Annotated in this window: 19 protein-coding genes; 16 read left to right on the forward strand and 3 right to left on the reverse strand. The window is 41.2% G+C overall.

The window, feature by feature from the left end:
- Positions 1–6: 6 nt before the first annotated feature.
- On the reverse strand, positions 7–267 hold the full coding sequence (locus ACGTN9_RS04830) for a spore coat protein CotJB (RefSeq protein ID WP_499591065.1): 261 nt from the start codon (positions 265–267) through the stop codon (positions 7–9).
- A complete protein-coding gene (locus ACGTN9_RS04835; RefSeq protein ID WP_499591295.1) occupies positions 267–491 on the reverse strand; it encodes a spore coat associated protein CotJA in 225 nt (74 codons plus the stop codon). Before ACGTN9_RS04835 ends, ACGTN9_RS04830 begins: the two co-directional genes overlap by 1 nt.
- Before the next feature lie 108 nt (positions 492–599).
- Here ACGTN9_RS04835 and ACGTN9_RS04840 point away from each other — a divergent pair, with 108 nt between their 5' ends.
- From ACGTN9_RS04840 to ACGTN9_RS04870, 7 genes are all read left to right on the forward strand, one after another.
- The gene (locus ACGTN9_RS04840; RefSeq protein ID WP_499591067.1) at positions 600–1265 is read left to right on the forward strand and encodes a CBS domain-containing protein; all 666 of its coding nucleotides are present in this window, start codon (positions 600–602) and stop codon (positions 1263–1265) included.
- A 161-nt stretch (positions 1266–1426) separates the two neighbouring features.
- On the forward strand, positions 1427–2206 hold the full coding sequence (locus ACGTN9_RS04845) for a metallophosphoesterase (RefSeq protein WP_499591069.1): 780 nt from the start codon (positions 1427–1429) through the stop codon (positions 2204–2206).
- A gap of 97 nt (positions 2207–2303) precedes the next feature.
- Entirely contained in the window at positions 2304–3206 is a 903-nt protein-coding gene (locus tag ACGTN9_RS04850) for a MerR family transcriptional regulator (protein WP_499591071.1), read from the forward strand.
- A 136-nt stretch (positions 3207–3342) separates the two neighbouring features.
- Positions 3343–3939, forward strand: coding sequence for a genetic competence negative regulator (locus ACGTN9_RS04855; RefSeq protein WP_499591073.1), 597 nt, complete (start codon positions 3343–3345; stop codon positions 3937–3939).
- A 249-nt stretch (positions 3940–4188) separates the two neighbouring features.
- The gene (locus ACGTN9_RS04860) at positions 4189–5115 is read left to right on the forward strand and encodes a D-alanine--D-alanine ligase (RefSeq protein ID WP_499591297.1); all 927 of its coding nucleotides are present in this window, start codon (positions 4189–4191) and stop codon (positions 5113–5115) included.
- 149 nt (positions 5116–5264) lie between these two features.
- Positions 5265–6536 carry a Glu/Leu/Phe/Val family dehydrogenase gene (locus ACGTN9_RS04865; RefSeq protein WP_499591075.1) on the forward strand — a complete coding sequence of 424 codons (1272 nt, stop codon included), beginning with the start codon at positions 5265–5267 and terminating at the stop codon, positions 6534–6536.
- A gap of 178 nt (positions 6537–6714) precedes the next feature.
- Positions 6715–7692, forward strand: a complete 978-nt coding sequence (locus ACGTN9_RS04870) for a YpdA family putative bacillithiol disulfide reductase (RefSeq protein WP_499591077.1) — start codon at positions 6715–6717, stop codon at positions 7690–7692.
- An 82-nt stretch (positions 7693–7774) separates the two neighbouring features.
- Here ACGTN9_RS04870 and ACGTN9_RS04875 read toward each other — a convergent pair whose 3' ends face one another.
- The gene (locus ACGTN9_RS04875) at positions 7775–8746 is read right to left on the reverse strand and encodes an asparaginase (protein WP_499591079.1); all 972 of its coding nucleotides are present in this window, start codon (positions 8744–8746) and stop codon (positions 7775–7777) included.
- 86 nt (positions 8747–8832) lie between these two features.
- Here ACGTN9_RS04875 and prsW point away from each other — a divergent pair, with 86 nt between their 5' ends.
- The 9 genes from prsW (at position 8833) to fni (ending at position 16948) form a co-directional block, all read left to right on the forward strand.
- A complete protein-coding gene (gene prsW, locus ACGTN9_RS04880; RefSeq protein WP_499591081.1) occupies positions 8833–9501 on the forward strand; it encodes a glutamic-type intramembrane protease PrsW in 669 nt (222 codons plus the stop codon).
- A 563-nt stretch (positions 9502–10064) separates the two neighbouring features.
- Positions 10065–10901, forward strand: coding sequence for a spore cortex-lytic enzyme (gene sleB, locus ACGTN9_RS04885; protein ID WP_499591083.1), 837 nt, complete (start codon positions 10065–10067; stop codon positions 10899–10901).
- A gap of 13 nt (positions 10902–10914) precedes the next feature.
- Positions 10915–12258, forward strand: a complete 1344-nt coding sequence (ypeB, locus tag ACGTN9_RS04890; protein ID WP_499591085.1) for a germination protein YpeB — start codon at positions 10915–10917, stop codon at positions 12256–12258.
- 90 nt (positions 12259–12348) lie between these two features.
- Positions 12349–13014 (forward strand): flagellar brake protein, encoded by a 666-nt coding sequence (locus ACGTN9_RS04895; protein WP_499591087.1) that lies wholly within the window; start codon positions 12349–12351, stop codon positions 13012–13014.
- 60 nt (positions 13015–13074) lie between these two features.
- Positions 13075–13221, forward strand: a complete 147-nt coding sequence (locus tag ACGTN9_RS04900) for a hypothetical protein (protein WP_499591299.1) — start codon at positions 13075–13077, stop codon at positions 13219–13221.
- A 182-nt stretch (positions 13222–13403) separates the two neighbouring features.
- Positions 13404–14075 (forward strand): (d)CMP kinase, encoded by a 672-nt coding sequence (cmk, locus tag ACGTN9_RS04905; RefSeq protein ID WP_499591089.1) that lies wholly within the window; start codon positions 13404–13406, stop codon positions 14073–14075.
- A gap of 12 nt (positions 14076–14087) precedes the next feature.
- Complete coding sequence (locus ACGTN9_RS04910) at positions 14088–14678, forward strand: lysophospholipid acyltransferase family protein (RefSeq protein ID WP_499591091.1); 591 nt, start codon at positions 14088–14090, stop codon at positions 14676–14678.
- A gap of 90 nt (positions 14679–14768) precedes the next feature.
- Positions 14769–15911, forward strand: a complete 1143-nt coding sequence (rpsA, locus tag ACGTN9_RS04915) for a 30S ribosomal protein S1 (RefSeq protein WP_499591093.1) — start codon at positions 14769–14771, stop codon at positions 15909–15911.
- Between the two features lie 14 nt (positions 15912–15925).
- On the forward strand, positions 15926–16948 hold the full coding sequence (gene fni, locus ACGTN9_RS04920) for a type 2 isopentenyl-diphosphate Delta-isomerase (RefSeq protein ID WP_499591095.1): 1023 nt from the start codon (positions 15926–15928) through the stop codon (positions 16946–16948).
- Positions 16949–16958: the final 10 nt, after the last annotated feature.

Genomic DNA, 16958 nt, shown 5'->3' on the forward strand with positions numbered 1-16958 from the left:
GATTGTCTACACCTGCCATGGCCATGGAGTATCATCCCATTGCCAGGGATAACCTGAATAACTTTTCCCGTATTGCATCAATGGAACGAATTGTTGTTCAAAATTTTTCTTTAATCTCCGGCTTTCTTTGGCGCAAGCGTTGAATTGTTCAATGGCTTCCCTGTCGTTGGGATGAGTGTCCAAATATAATGTCAATTCCACCAATACAAAATCGACAGCCTGGATGGCTTCCATTTGGTGATAATATTCTGGAGGGATGGTCGCCATCATTTCCCCTCCTCTCTATAAGGTTTCGGCTTTGGATATGGATCAAACAGAGCCGGCCATAACGTTCCTTTTCTCAATGCAACCCGTGGATTGAATTGCTGCAAACCCGGCGGCTGGAATGGCATATATAGATGAGGCGGGGTAGAGAAGCATTTAACTTCAATTGGAGGGCAAGGATCCATTGGTCCGTAAAATGGGCGATAGCATTTCTGCTGGGTATACATTTTTATCACCTTCCTTAACAAAGACTATTGCAATTGTATGAGCATGGAGGTCTGTCCTATACCAAGATTAAAGAAGGAAATTTGTCCTACTAAGTCGAATGTTTAATTATGAAAGTCAATCTATATGTTGGAGTGATGATGATGTTTGTGAAAAGTATGATGAAGCCCCCGCATGAATGTTTAACTGTCCAAATGGGCGCAGACTTAAAATCGGTTATTTCCTTATTGGAGCAACATGATATTCAGGCTGTGCCTGTACTGGATGGGAGCTTTTTTATTGGAATGTTATCTAAAGAAATTATTTATAAACGATACTTTGAGAGTGATCAACCAAAAGAAGTTTATCTTACCGAATCCTCGGCAGGTGATTTAGTGGAGAAGGAAGATCTCTATATAAAAGAAGATGAAGTGTTTGAGAGAACATTACCAGTGTTTACAGGGTATTCTGTCATTGCAGTGGTAAGTGAAGATAAGAAATTCCTGGGGCTGGTTACTCGCGCGGATGTATTGGAGCAATTCGAAAGTGCATTTGGTGTGAAACGGAAAGGGATTCGTATTGCATTTACTTCTGAGGAATCGGAAGGCAGAATCGAGCGCTTAGGTGATATCCTAAAGCAATATCATGAAAATGTAATTTCTTTAGCTACGTTTGACGAAACAGATAAACTGGCCAGGCGCATCGTCCTGAAAGTGGATCCGAACGATAATATCGATAAGTTCACCAAAAAGCTTGAGAAAACAGGCTTCAGAGTTTTGGATATAAAAGAAGTTTAACTCTTCTTTTTTCCCCCTTCCCGACATAATCTGGTCAGGAAGGGGGATTTTTTTCTTTATGGTATGCATAAATGGTACAATACTCTTCTAATGGATATGATAGTATCATCCATTTTAGGCAGCTTACTGTCTATTAATTTAACAGGAGCGTGAAGTTAAGGATGATATACGTTTACACCGGATTACTTCTACTGATAGCAGCTGTAGCCTTGCTTTTTTATATGTATCGCAAAGCCTATACAGATTTCCTTGATGAACGCACCATCCAACTGGACAGATTCCCTTCATCCTTCCAGGGAGTTCGTATTTTCTTTATATCCGACCTTCACAAAAGAGTTGTTAAAAGAGGCACGCTGGAATCTATTACAACCCCCGTTGACCTTGTAGTAATCGGAGGAGACTTGATTGAACGTGGCGTATCTATGGATAAGGTGCGAGCAAATATCAAACGATTGAAATTGTTGAAAGCACCGATTTATTTTGTTTGGGGAAATAATGATTATGAAGGGGATTACCATGATTTAGACGCAACACTATTAGACGAGGGTGTCCATATCCTTGGAAACACTGCGGTTGATTTCACGTCCGATTCTGGTGATACTTTCAGTTTGCTCGGTGTCGATACGTATCAACATCATGAGGAGAATAGTAAATTTGCTTTTATGGATGCACGAAGTGAGTGCAAACTATTAGTCATTCATGATCCGGCTATGTTCCATTACTTACCTTTGGAACAGAAAAGGGAAGTGGACCTCGTACTTAGTGGTCACACCCACGGCGGTCAGATCCGTTTCATGGGTTTCGGATTAAGACAGCGCGGCGGTATGAAAAATATTGACAAGACGCCTGTTTTTATAAGTGAAGGATATGGCACCCGTTTAATTCCTTTCAGGTTAGGGACAAGAGCTGAATGCCATATTATTACAGTTAACGATAAGTGACTTTTTGTGCAAAGGTTATAAAGTCAGTATACAATTTTTGCACAGCCTTCCTCACTCGGATATAATTGAAAAAAACAGCGCAGATGGAGGTAGGCTTATGTCAGCGGATAATGGTAAATACAACATAAAAGCTGTATCTAACATCCTCGGTGTCCAACCCGGTACATTGCGAGCGTGGGAGCGACGGTACCAAATCATCCGTCCCGTCCGGAATAATGCCGGGCATCGGCTTTACACAGAACATCATGTACGTACTTTAAAATGGTTAATTGCAAAAGTGGATCAGGGCTTTACCATTTCTCAAGCGGTATCTTTATATGAAAATAATCATCATGACATTTCTAATGATGTACAAGAGAATGCCCATGATACGGAATTATCAAAAATATCACAGCAATTGTCAGATGCCTTGCTGTCTTTTGATGAGAAAAATGCACAGAAGCATCTTGATCATGCTTTCAGCTTGTATACCCCAGAGATGGTGGCTATTGATATCATTAGTCCACTATTGATTAAAATAGGAATCCAGTGGGAGGAAAATGAAATAACAAGTGCCCATGAACATTTTGCAAGCAACTTTCTCAGGTCCAGACTGGGTATGTTGCTGTTGTCGATCCCGGCTGCTCCCTATCTGCCTAAAGCAGTACTGGTATGCGGGCCGAATGAGCAGCATGAACTTGGTTTGTTGATATTTGCTTTGTTCTTGAAACGACAGGGTTATGAAGTCGTCTATCTTGGTCAAAGTATTGCTGAAGGGGATATGAATAGAATTATAGAAGATGTGGATCCAGCTTATTTATTTCTATCAGCAACATTAAAAAAGAATGTGCCTGCCTCCATCAGGATGGCGGAGAGTTTACAGGGAGCTTATCCTGATTTGAAAATAGGGCTTGGTGGTTATGCTTTTGACCAGCTGCCTGCAGAGGAAAAGAGAAAAGCCGGTCGTTATGTAGTAGGGACCACGAAAGAGGATTGGTTGAACTGGCTGGATCAACATTAACTAACCACATATCCTGCCTTTAATTTAGATAGATACGTACCGCAGATTGGACGTACAAAAGCAGCATAAAAGAGCACCAAAAGTTGAATAATAGCATAAGATAAAGATAAACCGATAGCTTTCAGGGGGCGATGGGATGCGTTTGGAGAGAATGTCCAACGATAAATTCAAAATATTCCTTACCTTCGACGATTTGATTGAAAGAGGGTTGACTAAGGAAGATTTGTGGCATGATTTACCCCGCGTGCACCAATTATTCAGTGATATGATGTATGAAGCCAGTGATGAACTGGGTTTTGAACTGGATGGTACTTTGCTTGTACAGGTTTATCTTTTACAAGCGCAAGGTATGTTCATCGTAGTGACTCAGACCGACCGTGATTATCAGGATGAGGATGAAGACTATATCGAAATGAAAGTTACATTGGATGAAAGTAAAGAGTTGATTTTTTCATTCCTGGAGTTTGAGGATGTCATACAAGTCTCTCGTCGTTTGTATAATTTAGGTGTGGATGGTGGAAGCATTGTACATTATCAGGATTATTATTATATGAAATTAGAAGAAGAGGACATTCAGGAGCTCAACAGAGAGCAAATCATTGCATTGATGTCTGAATTCGGTACACCAAGTATTGTGACTTCCCACCGACTGTGCGAATACGGGAAAATCGTAATGGAAAACCAAGCCGCAAAGCAAGTTTATAATTATTTCATAAAAAACACACTCGAATAAAAATGAACGGATCAATACTACCGTTCATTTTTTCTTTGACTTGATTAATATTAAGGTTGAAATTTTAATTGGACGGTAACTTTTTTGGTTCCATTGCTATATAGCAGGCAACCGGTTCAGGTTAGTAAAAGAATAATTGCCTCACCATTTCATTTTTACAAAAGAATAAATAGAACGTTTCTAATGAACATGTTAATATTGTAGGGAATATGTATGTTAAGAAGGTAACCGTTGATGGGAGTGTATATGTTGAAAATAGCTGTTTTATATGGTGGAACTTCAGGTGAAAGAGAAGTATCTTTATCCACCGGTAAAGGAATTATAAATGCACTGAAAAAAAATGGACATGAAGTGATTGATATTGATTTTCACCCGGAACGTTTGAGTGAAATACTTAATTTGAATGTAGATTTAGTATTTATCGGGCTTCACGGACGATATGGGGAAGATGGAAAAATTCAAGGCTTACTTGATATGCTGGAAATTCCCTATGTAGGATCAGGAGTACTGGCTTCAGCTCTTGCAATGGATAAGGCCAAGTCAAAGCAGATCTTCAGTCAATATGGAATTGCTACGGCAAGAAGTAAAACCTACCAGGTAAGATCTAATGCTCCATCTGAAATTTCAGAAGCAGTCAAGAAGGATTTCAAGCCGCCTTTTGTCATCAAACCAAACCAAGAAGGCTCCACATTAGGTTTGACGATTGTGAAAGATATCGCTCAAATTGAAGAAGGGGTGGAAAATGCAAGTCAATCTGATGATACAATCCTTGTGGAAGACTATATTGCCGGAAGAGAAGTGACAGTTCCAGTAGTGGGTAAACAAGGAGAGGAAAAAGCTCTTCCAGTTATTGAAATCATCCCAAAAAGTGATTACTATGATTTCGAATCTAAATATCAACCAGGTGGCAGTGAACACATTGTCCCTGCTCAATTACCTGAAGAGATGACTGATAAGCTGCAAAAGCACGCTGTCCTGGCCCATCAATTATTAGGCTGCGATGTCTACTCCCGGGTCGATTTTATTGTAACGAATGAAAATGAGGCAGTCATACTTGAAGTGAACACATTGCCAGGTATGACACCTACCAGTCTCTTTCCTGACTCAGCTAAGAAAATCGGCTGGAGTTATGAGGAAATGGTCGAGCGATTTGTTGAGCTTTCCATCAAGAAATGATAGCATGAGTCTTAACCGCTTTCATGGTTATTGGATAGCCAATTTTTGTCTTGATTTTGTTGCTTGCATATTCGTAATGAAAGTGTATACTAATCACTGAAAGCATAGTTGATAATGACAGTGAATGGATCGATATAGGAGGTAAACTGATGGTAGCCGATAAGCCAGCAGATGCTGCAAATGATAAGTTGGATGTATTGAAATCCACCCAGTCTGTAATTAGGAAAGCTTTAGATAAATTGGGGTATCCAGGTGAAGTGTATGAATTGTTGAAAGAACCCGTCCGGATGATGACGGTGCGAATCCCTGTCAGGATGGATGATGGTTCTATCAAGATTTTCACCGGATTTAGAGCGCAACATAATGATGCTGTAGGACCGACTAAAGGTGGAGTCCGTTTCCACCCGAATGTCAGTGAAAAAGAAGTAAAAGCACTGTCTATTTGGATGAGTCTGAAAGCAGGAATCGTGGATCTTCCTTATGGCGGGGGAAAAGGCGGAATCGTATGTGACCCTCGTGAAATGTCTTTCCGGGAGTTGGAAGGGGTAAGTAGAGGTTATGTCCGTTCAATCAGTCAAATTGTTGGCCCCACAAAAGATATTCCAGCGCCAGATGTATTCACCAACTCTCAAATTATGGCTTGGATGATGGACGAATACAGCCGGATCGATGAATTTAACAACCCGGGCTTCATTACTGGTAAACCGATTGTGCTGGGCGGATCTCACGGGCGTGAGTCTGCGACCGCCAAAGGTGTAACTATCTGCATTGAAGAAGCATGTAAAAAGAAAGGAATCGATCTGAAGGGTGCCCGCGTCATTGTTCAAGGATTTGGTAACGCAGGAAGCTTTCTGGCTAAGTTCATGCACGACAAAGGTGCGAAAGTAATCGGTATTTCAGATGCTTATGGCGGCCTGCATGACCCGGAAGGACTGGACATCGACTACTTATTGGATCGCCGTGACAGCTTCGGTACGGTTACTAACTTATTTAAAAATACGATTACCAATCAGGAATTGCTTGAATTGGAAGGGGATATCCTTGTCCCGGCAGCGATTGAGAATCAGATCACCGAAGATAATGCTTATAACATCAAAACACCAATTGTTGTGGAAGCAGCCAATGGTCCGACAACATTAGAAGCTACTAAGATTTTATCCGATCGTGGAATTCTCTTAGTACCGGATGTTCTGGCATCAGCCGGTGGTGTTACTGTTTCCTACTTTGAATGGGTTCAGAATAATCAAGGCTATTATTGGACTGAAGAAGAAGTAGAAGAGAAACTATATAAAGTGATGATCAAAGGCTTTAACAATGTTTACAATACATCCCAGACGAGACGTGTCGATATGCGGTTAGCCGCTTATATGGTGGGTGTCCGTAAGATGGCGGAAGCTTCCCGCTTTCGTGGATGGGTATAAGTTGATTCTGAGTTCGATATCTCCTATCATGTTATTGGTAGGAGATATTTTATTGCGATAAAGTGCTTGAAGGAGTCATAATCAAAGTATATATTTTTTAAAAATGTATAACTGTGGCTGGAGAGCTCGGTCGAAAAGTCTCTTCAGTTTTCTTAGTGCTTGAAGGAGTGAGAGAGTCGTGCAACAAGAAGAAGTGATCATAGTCGGAGCAGGGCCTTGTGGGATGAGTGCTGCTATTGAACTTAAAGAAAGAGGTATAGAACCACTTTTGATAGAAAAAGGGAACGTCGTCAATTCCATCTACAATTATCCCACTCACCAAACCTTTTTCAGCTCCAGTGAAAAGCTGGAAATTGGCGGAGTACCATTCATTACAGAACGACAAAAACCTGTAAGGAATCAAGCCCTTGCTTATTATAGAGCAGTAGCCCAACGCAAGCAGTTGCGAGTCAACGCATATGAAAGAGTGACCGAGGTTCAAAAAACAGGCGATACTTTTACCATTCATACAAAAAAGAATTCGGGAGAACAAGTGACGTATAAGGCGAAAGATATCATAATTGCCACCGGTTATTACGACCAGCCGAACATGATGGGTATTGATGGAGAAGAATTAGATAAAGTGATGCACTATTTTAAAGAAGCACATCCTTATTATGAAAAAGATGTCGTCGTAATCGGAGGGAAAAATTCAGCTGTCGATGCCGCACTGGAACTTGTAAAGGCAGGCGCGAATGTGACAGTACTTTACCGTGGCGAAGATTATTCCAAAAGCATCAAACCTTGGATACTCCCTGAGTTCGAAGCGCTAGTTAATAAAGAAATTGTAGCAATGGAATTCTGCGCTGAGGTGAAAGAGATAACAAAAACGGAAGTCATTTATACTTGTGAAGGCGAAGAGTACAGAATAGCTAACGATTTCGTTTTTGCAATGACAGGGTACCAGCCGGATCATAGTTTCCTTACGAAAATGGGCGTCGACATGGATGAAAAGACAGGACGACCGTCATTTGATGAAACGACCATGGAAACAAATGTACCTGGCATTTATATCGCAGGTGTTATTGCAGCCGGCTATAACAACAATGAAATATTCATTGAAAACGGGCGGCATCATGGGGAACAGATAGCTGAAGCGATTGCAGCTAAAAAATAGGAGAAGCGGCTGGCTTTCATGTAAAAACCAGCCGCTTCTTTCATTTTGGTGATCGTTTAACAGCACCTGAAAAAGCCTTTAATCAGTAATCAAACATGGGTGCAAGTTCAGTTGGGTTATTCGTCATCTCGAGAGCGACCATTAGTTTGATTCTTGCCTTAGGGCCAGTTAATCCATTAGCGAAAATGATTCCAGCTTCTCTTAATTTTCTGCCACCGCCTTCATACGCATAGGTATCCTGGACGATACCCTGGTAGCACCGGGACACAAGGACAATCGGAATATTCATGTTCAACAGTTTTTTTATAGAGTCTACTGTCGCTGGAGGGAGGTTTCCTTGCCCGAGAGCTTCAATGACCAGACCGTCAATATTCGTCTCGCGTAAAGCATCGAACATCGAACCGTCCATACCGGCGTAGGCTTTAACCAGAGCGACATTTTTACTTATCTGCTGAATTGGATAAGAATCCCGCCTGCTCAGCTTATGATGAAAAAAGACATCGCGTTTTGTGGTTATGCCAATAGGACCGTATTGTGGACTTTGGAATGTCGCTACATTACTGGTAGAAGTTTTCGTGACATTTTTAGAGGTATGAATTTCATCGTTCATCACCACCAGCACACCTTTGTCCTGAGCCTCGTCACAGGTGGCGACACGGATAGCAGTCAAAAGGTTATAAAGGCCATCGGCGCCGATTTCATTACTGGAGCGCATAGCTCCTGTCATAACCACCGGTCTTCTAGTCTGAAGAAATAAATCTAAAAAGTAAGCTGTTTCTTCTAAGGTGTCTGTACCGTGGGTAATGACTATCCCATCAATATTCTTAGAAGCAAGCTTTTCATGTATTCTTCTTCCTAGTTGCAGCATGTGTATAGGGGTCATATGGGGAGAGGGGATATAGAATAGCACCTCGTCCTCGATCTCCGCTACATTACCCAGCATATCATTCAGTTCCTGTAAGGGATGACGGCCGTCTGTATTGACTTCTCCTGTAGCTTTATCTTCTTTCATCGAAATAGTTCCGCCTGTATGGATTATCATAATCCGTTTCATAGTTATCACCTGCTTTTTCTAATGTTCCGTTTCTTTCCTTTCCATGATACGATTAAATCACCTGGATGGAAAGTGAGGAGCAATCGATGATATCCCTTCTTACACTGGCCCTTGCCCCTGTGGCAGCCATTATGACGTTCATTTATTTCAATAAACGGATAGAATTAGAGCCGCTCCCATTGATATTTCGTACTTTCATGCTAGGAGCGCTCCTAGTATTTCCGATCATGTTCATACAATATGCGTTTAATGTTGAAGGACTCTTGCAATCTCCCTATTCCCGATCATTTATCTTAGCAGGGTTGCTTGAGGAATTTTTAAAATGGTTTATTTTTTTATTTGCTGTTTATCAGCATAGAGAATTCGACCATCCTTATGATGGTATCATCTATGGGGTGGCAATCAGCCTTGGTTTCGCAACGGTGGAAAATATCATCTACCTCTTAGCGAACGGTGCCCAATATGCTTGGGGGAGGGCAATATTCCCTGTATCCTCTCATGCATTGTTCGGCATATTAATGGGCTACTATATTGGAAAAGCTAAGTTTAACACATCTCATAAAAAAATGTGCCTCTTGCTTGCTTTATTGATACCGGTCGGTTTACATGGATTATATGATATGATTCTTTCCACAACCGCAAGTGCCTGGATTTATCTTATGATTCCTTTTATGGCGGTACTTTGGTATATCGGAATACGGAAGATCAATCTGGCTAATCACAATTATCCAAATGTCCATACTAAAGCTGAATAAAGAATAACTTCCCGAAAAACCATGTACTCAACAGGAGGCCACTGAAAAACTGAAGATCTATGAAAGATAGAATGTTAAAAAAGCGGTCTGTTTGGAATTTAATTTCCATACAGACCGCTTTTCGTCTAATTTCAAGAGATTTGTCCTTTCATTGAAGGTATCGCTGGTTTGAAAGGCGAGTTGCTTTGTATGCTCTTCTAATTTCAGGCTAACCGAATAACTCTTGGAGAAAATCACTTTTTTAGGTGGGCCTTGTTGATGCCACGATGAGCGGTCGGTGGTGACGCCCGCGGCAAGCATCCACCGACAAGCGATTCGTGAGAATCAACAACAAACTTTAACAGCTCCTTTAAATTAAGAAAGGACTTTTTCAGTGGCCTCCTCAACAGGCATGGTTTTTGAATTCGAAACTCATGTCACATATTAATTCTAACAAGCGTCTGTTGTCTGGCAGATATGTAAGATGTTAGCACCAGCGTTATTTTAATGCATAAATCCTGATTAGATTCAAAAGATATCAATAGCATTAATGAATAAATGAGTCCAGGAGGCGAGAACAAGTAATGATCATAAAGCGGTCGATTTTTTATACAGCTTTATCGGTATTGTTGGCAGGAGGATTAGTAACAGCCTTTCCAAGCGAACCAGCAGAGGCTTTTTCCAATCAAGTGATTCAGCAGGGGGCTGTGGGAGATGACGTTATTGAGCTGCAAGCAAGGCTACAGTATCTAGGTTTTTACAATGGAAAGATTGATGGTGTTTTTGGTTGGGGAACTTACTGGGCTCTGCGAAACTTTCAATATGAGTTCGGTATGGAAATTGATGGCTTGGCAGGCCAGACAACAAAACAAAAACTAGTGAATGCCACCAAGTATGATGAAGGTTTTGTAAAAGAACAGATTAGGCAAGGAAAGGATTTTTCCTATTATGGCGGTGTGCCTAAAGAACAACAAGTCAAAAAAAAGCCGCAAAAGCAAAATCAACAGGGGAATCAGCAACAAGCTGAAGGGCCTAGTAATACTGCAGTAAATGTTCCAAATGGTTTCTCCCAAAATGATATTCAATTGATGGCTAATGCTGTTTATGGAGAAGCGCGAGGAGAACCTTACGTCGGACAGGTAGCAGTGGCGGCCGTAATTTTAAATCGTGTCAACAGCTCAACTTTCCCTAATACAGTAGCAGGTGTAATTTTTGAACCTAGGGCTTTTACAGCTGTCGCTGATGGTCAAATATGGCTTACCCCCAATGAGACGGCCAAGCGGGCAGTCATGGATGCGATAAATGGATGGGATCCATCCAGTGAAGCGATTTATTATTTCAACCCTGACACAGCCACTTCTGGGTGGATATGGAGCAGACCTCAAATCAAAAAAATCGGTAAACATATTTTTGCGAAATAGGTGGTGAGATTAGATGAAAAGATGGATATTGATTACGTTATTAGTTATTGGTGTAGTAGGAACAGGGGTATGGGGCTATAAAGAACATCAGGATAAAAATGCGGTATTGATCCAGGCAGAAAACAGTTACCAGCGGGCATTTCATGACCTTACCTATCATACAGATTTACTTCATGATAAAATCGGGAATGTTTTGGCTATGAATACACAAAAACGCCTTTCACCGGAGCTCGCTCAAATATGGAGGTTGACATCAGAAGCGCAGACCGATGTGGGACAGCTGCCATTGACGTTGCTCCCTTTCAATAAAACAGAAGAATTTTTACATGATATCGGTGACTTCAGCTATAAGACAGCAATTAGGGACTTGAATAAGGAACCGCTTTCTGATGAAGAAGTAAAAATGTTAGAAAAACTGTATAAACAAAGCGGGACGATTAAAGATGAACTTCGTAAAGTACAACATACTGTATTAGAAGAAAATCTTCGTTGGATGGATGTCCAGCTCGCATTAGCTACAAATGATTCACAGGGCGACAATACGATTATTGATGGGTTTGAAACTGTAGAAAAAAGCGTTGCAGGTTTTGGAGAAGAGAATAATGGCAGCAATATTATCGGAATAGCCGATGAGAATCATGAATTCAAAGGTCTGGAAGGTGAGAATATCACCGAACAGGAAGCCGGGAAGATAGCTAAAGAAATTTTCAATATTAAAGACGAACAGAAGCTGAATATAACTAAATCAGGTAAAGGTGCAGATGTCCAAACTTATATGGCCTCCTATCAACAGGGTGATAAAAATGGCTATGCTGATCTTGCTGAGAAAGGCGGTCACCCATTGACAGTAATGGTCGAAAGACCTGTGCAGGAGGCAAAAATCAGTCTCCATGAAGGAGCTCTAAAGGCTAATGAATATTTAAAGTCCTTTGAATTTCCAGATCACGAACTGATTCAAAGCAGCCAGTATGAAAAAGAAGGAGTTTATTCATTTGTCGCCACTCAAGATGGGGTAAGAATTTATCCGGATGCTATTCAGATGAAGATCGCTTTGGATAATGGGGATATGTTGGGAATGTCTGCAAAAGATTATTTCATGAACCATCAGAAACGGGAAATTAAAGAACCTGCCATTTCGGAAGAAGAAGCCAGGTCAAGTGTTAATCCGCAAGTGAAAATTCAGGAGCAACATATGGCGATCATTGAAAATGATTTGGCAGAAGAGGTATTGACGTATGAATTCCTAGGTACATTAGGTAATAATACCTATCGAATTTTCATCAATGCGGAAGATGGTACAGAAGAAAAAGTAGAGCGGTTGAAGGCTACGGAAATCAAATTTTCACGGGCAGTTTAACAGGAAAGGTGGATACTCCACCTTTCCATTTTTAAAATAATTTGAGATAATTACTATAGACAAAAATCCTAGTCAGAAAGAAGGGTTTACGTGGTAGAAATAGGAACTCCTGTCACACTTGAATTAATACATACAGATCGTGATCCTCAGGAATTATTTAAAAGTAAAATTGTCGATAAAAAAGGTGATTACCTCTTTCTTGCTTATCCTGTCGGTGAAAAGACCCGTAAGACAGGGATTTTTCTTGAAGGCACCCAATTTAAGTTAAGTTTTGTCGGTAAAGATAAATCCGTTTACCTGTTTGAAACCTCTGTGTTTGCCCGAAAGAAGTTAAAGATTCCAGTGCTGGTATTCTATTTCCCTGGAGACAACGAGATCATAAGGGTTCAAAGAAGAAAATACGTACGTATTGAAACAGCTGTTGATGTCGCTGTACATAGCAATCAGTCGGTTGGCCCCCCCTTCACAACGATTACGATGGACATTAGCGGTGGCGGCGCTGCCATCGTTTTGCCAGAAAGCCACCAGCTTAAGCATCAGGAGAATCTGGATTTGATGCTTGTATTCCCAATGAATTCCGGGGATATACGATATATTGAAGCAAAAGGGACAGTGGTCCGCATTTTTAAAAATAAAGGGGTGGAGAGGGATATTGCATCCATTGAATTTAGCAGTATCCCGGATAACCAAAGGCAAACCATTATCCAATTTTGTTTCGAACGTCAGTTATATATGCGGAAAAGAGGTATACAATAGATTTTTCTAATAACTCATAATAAGGAATGAAAAAGTATGAAGCGAGTGGAAAGAATAATCATGACATTACTTCTGCTGCACGGGGCGCTGCTTATTATTTCGCAATATCTTTTACTGCATACGGAAATAGTATGGAACTGGCAGCCGGTTCATGATTATTTAGGTGTATTCCGCAGTAGTGAACAGACAAATTTGATAGATTTTTAAGCAAGGTATATGTTATGATTTTGAGGTAGAAAGTAAATAGTCTAACTAATAAAGAAGCGTAAAAAAACAACTAAAAGACAGGTTGCAGGGAGATAAATAGGAAGGGCGCGCTTTCTTGAAGCAGAAAGGCGTCTTTTTTCCTTGCAGCCGGAGAGCATAACTGTTGGAAAGTGGTGAAGGATTTGGGGAATCAATTAGCGATTGCGATAGATGGGCCTGCCGCTGCTGGTAAGAGCACTGTTGCTAAAAAAGTCGCTCATCAACTGGGGTATATATATATTGATACTGGAGCGATGTACAGGGCTCTGACATGGTGCGCGTTACAAAAAGGACTCGACCTGGAGGATGAAGCAAGAATACATCAGCTATTAATGGATTGTGACATTCTTTTGAAAATGGAACAAGACGGACAGCATGTATATGTCAACGAGGAAGATGTTACCCAGGCGATTCGTACACAGGAAGTTACGAATCAGGTATCGATCGTGGCAAAACATAGAAAAGTGCGAGAAGAAATGGTGCAGCGCCAGCAGCAGCTTGCAAACAAACGCGGAGTTGTAATGGATGGAAGAGACATTGGCACACATGTAATCCCGGATGCTGAAGTAAAGATCTTCATGATTGCATCTGTGGAAGAGCGTGCTGAAAGAAGACATAAAGAGAACCTGGAAAAAGGTTTTCCTTCTAATTTAGAAGAGTTGAGGGATGAAATCAGAAGACGCGATGAAATCGATTCAAAGCGTGAAGTAGCCCCGCTTCTAAAAGCAGATGATGCAGTGGAAATAGATACTACCTCATTGAGTATCGATGAAGTGGTCGAACAAATCATTGCCGTAGTTAAAAATAATGGTTAAGGAGTAAGTGATATGAATCTTTATAAGGTGGGGAAGTTTTTATTCACAGTTATTTTATACCCGCTCTACCGCATCAAGGTCATTGGCAAAAATAATATACCAAAAGAAGGTCCAGTGATTATCTGTTCCAACCATATATCCAATTTAGATCCGCCAGTGGTTGGTATAACCAGTGGAAGGAACATTCATTTTATGGCCAAAGAAGAACTTTTCAAAAACAAATTTTTCGGGAAAATACTTCATAAAGTCCATGCATTTCCAGTCAAGCGTGGGATGAAAGACCGGAATGCATTGAGGGGCGGATTGAAGATTCTCGAGGGAAATGAAACCCTGGGTCTTTTTCCAGAAGGGACGAGGAGTAAAACTGGTGAGGTAGGACAGGGGTTAGCAGGCGCAGGTTTTTTTGCACTCCGTTCTGAAGCATGGATCGTACCATGTGCGATCATTGGTCCGTATAAACCTTTCAAACGTTTGTGGGTAGTATATGGAGAGCCAATTGATATGTCCAGTTATCGTGAAAATAAAGCTACAGCTCGAGAAACTACTGATATGATAATGAAAGAAATCGAAAAATTAGCAAAAAACCCAAAAATGAACGGTTAATTACTTGACAAATTCTTATAAATATTAGAAGTTAGACAAAAGGACATTCTGAAGTGAAGTAGTGTCGGATTTTGAAGGAGGTAGCTTGGTATGGATGAAATGAATCAAGAAGTTACAGGAATGCAAGAATTCTCTACTGGTGACATCGTGACAGGAAAGGTAGTGAAAGTGGAAGAAAAACAAGTTCTTGTTGATGTCGGCTATAAAGTAGAGGGGATTGTTCCAATTAGTGAACTCTCCAGCCTTCATGTAGAGAAAGCATCAGATGTAGTTAGTGAAGGCGATGAAATCAAACTTCAAGTTAAGAAAGTAGAAGATGATGAAATCGTACTTTCCAAACGTGCGGTAGATGCGGATAAAGCATGGGAAGAGCTGGAACAGAAGTATGAAAGCGGAGAAGTATTTGAAGCGGAAGTAAAAGACATCGTTAAAGGCGGACTTGTAGTAGACGTCGGCCTGCGTGGCTTCATTCCTGCTTCTTTGGTTGAAACCTATTATGTAGAAAATTTTGATGAATATAAAGGAAAACCTTTGACATTAAAAGTAGTAGAGCTCGATCGCGAACAAAACCGCGTTATCTTGTCACACCGTGCCGTGGTGGAAGCAGAAGAGTCTACTAAGAAACAAGAAGTCCTGAACTCACTGGAAGAAGGACAAGTAATCGAAGGCACTGTACAGCGAATCACTGATTTTGGTGCATTCGTCAATCTAGGTGGAATCGATGGCCTGGTTCATATTTCTCAGCTTTCACATGAACATGTGGAAAAGGCTTCTGATGTGGTAGAGGAAGGCCAAAAGATTGAAGTGAAGGTTCTTTCTGTGGACAGAGATAACGAGCGTATCTCCCTTTCTTATAAAGAAACCCAGCCAGGACCTTGGCATGATCTGGAACAACGTGTGGAGCGTGGGGCAGTTCTTGAAGGGACGGTCAAACGCCTGGTGAACTTCGGAGCATTCGTCGAAGTGTTCCCTGGAGTGGAAGGCCTGGTTCATATTTCCCAAATTGCAAGCCGTCATATTGGCACTCCGGATGAAGTGCTCGACGTCGGGCAGGATGTGAAAGTGAAAGTTCTTGATGTCGATGAACAAGCTAAGCGTCTGTCATTAAGTATCAAAGAGCTTGAGCGTGATGAAGACCGTCAGGAATTGAAGCAGTATGAAAAGGAAGACGACCATTCTGGTTTCCAATTAGGAGACATGATTGGAGATAAGCTGGATAAATATAAAAACTGATTGGTGAGAAGGATATGTCGAGAGAAAAACGTAAAATCGATCATATCCGCCATGCACTCAGTCATTCCAGAGAACAAATCAATCATTTTGATGATATAGAAATTGTACATCAAAGTATATCTACTTTAGACTGGAATGAAGTGGAATTGAACACGGAAGCAGGCGAACTTTTATTAAGTTCGCCTCTTTTTGTCAATGCCATGACGGGTGGCGGCGGAGAAAAGACAGAAGAAATCAATAGAGGACTGGCAGAAGCTGCTGCTGAAACAGGTATCGCTATGGCAGTTGGATCGCAGATGTCTGCATTGAAAAACCCCGAAGAAAAGAAGAGTTATCAAGTAGTACGAAAAGCGAACCCGGAGGGTGTTATTTTTGCTAATTTAGGCAGTGAAGCAACACTTGAACATGCGGAGCGGGCAGTAGAAATGCTGGAAGCAAACGCTTTGCAGATTCATTTGAATACTCTCCAGGAATTGATTATGCCAGAAGGAGACAGGGATTTCAGCTCGCGTTTACATAATATCGAGCAGATAGTATCTGGTCTCTCTGTACCGGTTATCATAAAAGAAGTAGGATACGGTATTTCGATGGAAACAGCGTCAGAGTTGAAGGACATTGGGGTCCGCTATATTGATGTGGCCGGGCGTGGGGGCACAAACTTCTCTAAGGTCGAAAACAAAAGAAGGGAGGACCCCCTGGTGGTTTTTGAAAATTGGGGAATTCCTACCCCGATTTCTATCCTCGAAGTCCGAAATCGATACCCGGAGTCCCATACATTCGCTTCTGGAGGAGTTCGAAATGGTCTTGACGGAGCTAAAGCCTTGATTTTAGGAGCGCGAATGTTTGGCATGGCAGGTGGTTTACTGCAAGTAATGGTTCAACATGGAAAAGTAGCTGTAGTGGAGCGAATCAATGCGATTCACCATGAATTGAAAGTTGCCATGATGATGTTGAATGCTCGCAGTCCGAAAGAATTAGAAGGAAAGGCATATGTTTTAACAGGAAAAACAAAAGAATGGATAGAACAACGTATTTAGCGTCTTGGTT

The organism is Halobacillus sp. B23F22_5, from assembly GCF_043497085.1.
In the GTDB taxonomy this organism is placed as follows: domain Bacteria; phylum Bacillota; class Bacilli; order Bacillales; family Halobacillaceae; genus Thalassobacillus.